Raw genomic sequence first — 1551 nt, 5'->3', positions numbered from 1 at the left:
TGTTTCTGCTGTTGGATCTCCGGCACTTATAGCGCTAAAACTGATGAGTGTAAACATCAGTGGGAGTACGACTAATTTTTTCATGACTCTTGTTTTTGTGTTTGCTAACAAGGGTATAAGAGTCGTGCCATAAAACAGGAATCCAGTGAAAATGCGCTTTTTGAGTCCTTACGATTTACGTTCGTTGTCCGTTTTCGTGCACTTTGTGATCAAAATCGTACAGTATGAATCTTGGAAAGGGTGTGTTTCTTCGTATTTATAAAACCGTTTCTTCAAAAAGTAGTTGTAGTGTTTCTTCTGGGTTTTCAGTTTTACCTGTATGCATCATTGAGGTTTGGATGATGGAGCTTCGAGATGCAGCCAACCATCTAAATCTATCCGTCAAATCCATTTCACCAATTCTCCCTCCAGCTTTACCTCCTTCACATACTTTTTGCCAACCTTTTAAATAGCTTTCTACTTTTTCACAGTCAACCGGTGTATTAAAACAAGCAACTTTTTGAGGGTCAACGAAAACCTTCATCTTTAAAAATTTCTTGCGTTTGCAAAAGAGTAGCACTCCTATGTTGAAGAATTCTTCGCGTTCAACACGCGGTACCAAACGTATAATAGCGTATTCAAACTTCTCTTTACTTTGCATTTTTCGCTTCTTTTACTAGTTGGTCAATGTTTTCTAATTTGGCCTTTAGGTAAGTTGAATAGGCAGTTCTCATTTCTATTGGTGTAAGCGATACAGCTTCATCCTCTAACCAATTTTCTGGAATTGCGGCTATAATATTTTGCAAAGCTTCGGCTGTGAATCTTTCTTGAATCAATTTTGCTGCTTCATCTAAATGCTTGGCCTTTGGCAAGAGCACGTGGTCTTTAATTAAGGGAAATGTTCGTGTTAAATGATTTTCCCATGTCTCCCAATTGTGATGGAAGTAAAAGCTAGCACCGTTGTCAATTACCCATAGTTCATTTTTCCACTCTAATAAATTGGTGTTTTTAGCTGTGCGGTCTATATTGCTCATTAAGCTATCTAAAAGCACAATTTTAGATGCAGTTTTTGAGTCAACATCAGAAACCAAAGGGTCATACGTTATTGCGCCAGATAAAAAGTGTAGCCCTAAATTGAGTCCAACACTGAATTGTAATAAATCCTGTATTTCTTCGTCTGGTTCTGTTTTGCTGAATGTATCATCTAGATTCATGAAAACGAGTTCGGGAACTTTTAATCCGAGTAAACGGGCTAATTCTCCACCAAGAAATTCGGCAATCAATGCTTTTTTTCCCTGACCAGCTCCAGTGAATTTTAAAACATATAAAAAATCATCATCGGCTCTTACCAATCCAGGCATAGATCCTCCTTCGCGTAAAGGAGTGATGTATTGTACCACATCAACCGTTCTTATTTCTATCGGATTCATGGGGTGAAGATAGGTAAAAATCAAATTCTATGTTGTCTTATTTTCTTTCCCAAGCTTAGTGGCGATAATACTTATGATAAATATTTGTAGCGCATGAAAGAGCATTATGGGAAGGAGGATCACTCCCATGGCGTAATTGCTT

The 1551-nt window shown here is 37.8% G+C and carries 3 protein-coding genes; all 3 read right to left on the bottom strand.

The genetic code is table 11. The annotated features are described in order from the left end of the window. Window positions 1–256 precede the first annotated feature (256 nt). From R3333_RS14575 to R3333_RS14705, 3 genes are read right to left on the bottom strand one after another with little or no spacing between them, the layout of a single operon-like run. Complete coding sequence (locus R3333_RS14575) at window positions 257–640, bottom strand: DUF3037 domain-containing protein (protein ID WP_318959488.1); 384 nt, start codon at window positions 638–640, stop codon at window positions 257–259. Continuing rightward, window positions 630–1409 (bottom strand): HipA family kinase, encoded by a 780-nt coding sequence (locus R3333_RS14570; RefSeq protein ID WP_318959487.1) that lies wholly within the window; start codon window positions 1407–1409, stop codon window positions 630–632. Before R3333_RS14570 ends, R3333_RS14575 begins: the two co-directional genes overlap by 11 nt. Window positions 1410–1436: 27 nt before the next feature. After that, window positions 1437–1538 carry a hypothetical protein gene (locus R3333_RS14705; protein WP_413468694.1) on the bottom strand — a complete coding sequence of 34 codons (102 nt, stop codon included), beginning with the start codon at window positions 1536–1538 and terminating at the stop codon, window positions 1437–1439. Window positions 1539–1551 lie beyond the last annotated feature (13 nt).

Source organism: Lishizhenia sp., from assembly GCF_033720595.1.
Taxonomy (GTDB): Bacteria; Bacteroidota; Bacteroidia; order Flavobacteriales_D; family Crocinitomicaceae; genus Lishizhenia.
Note: the sequence above shows the minus strand (reverse complement) of the source record. Positions and strands in the feature narration are given on the sequence as shown.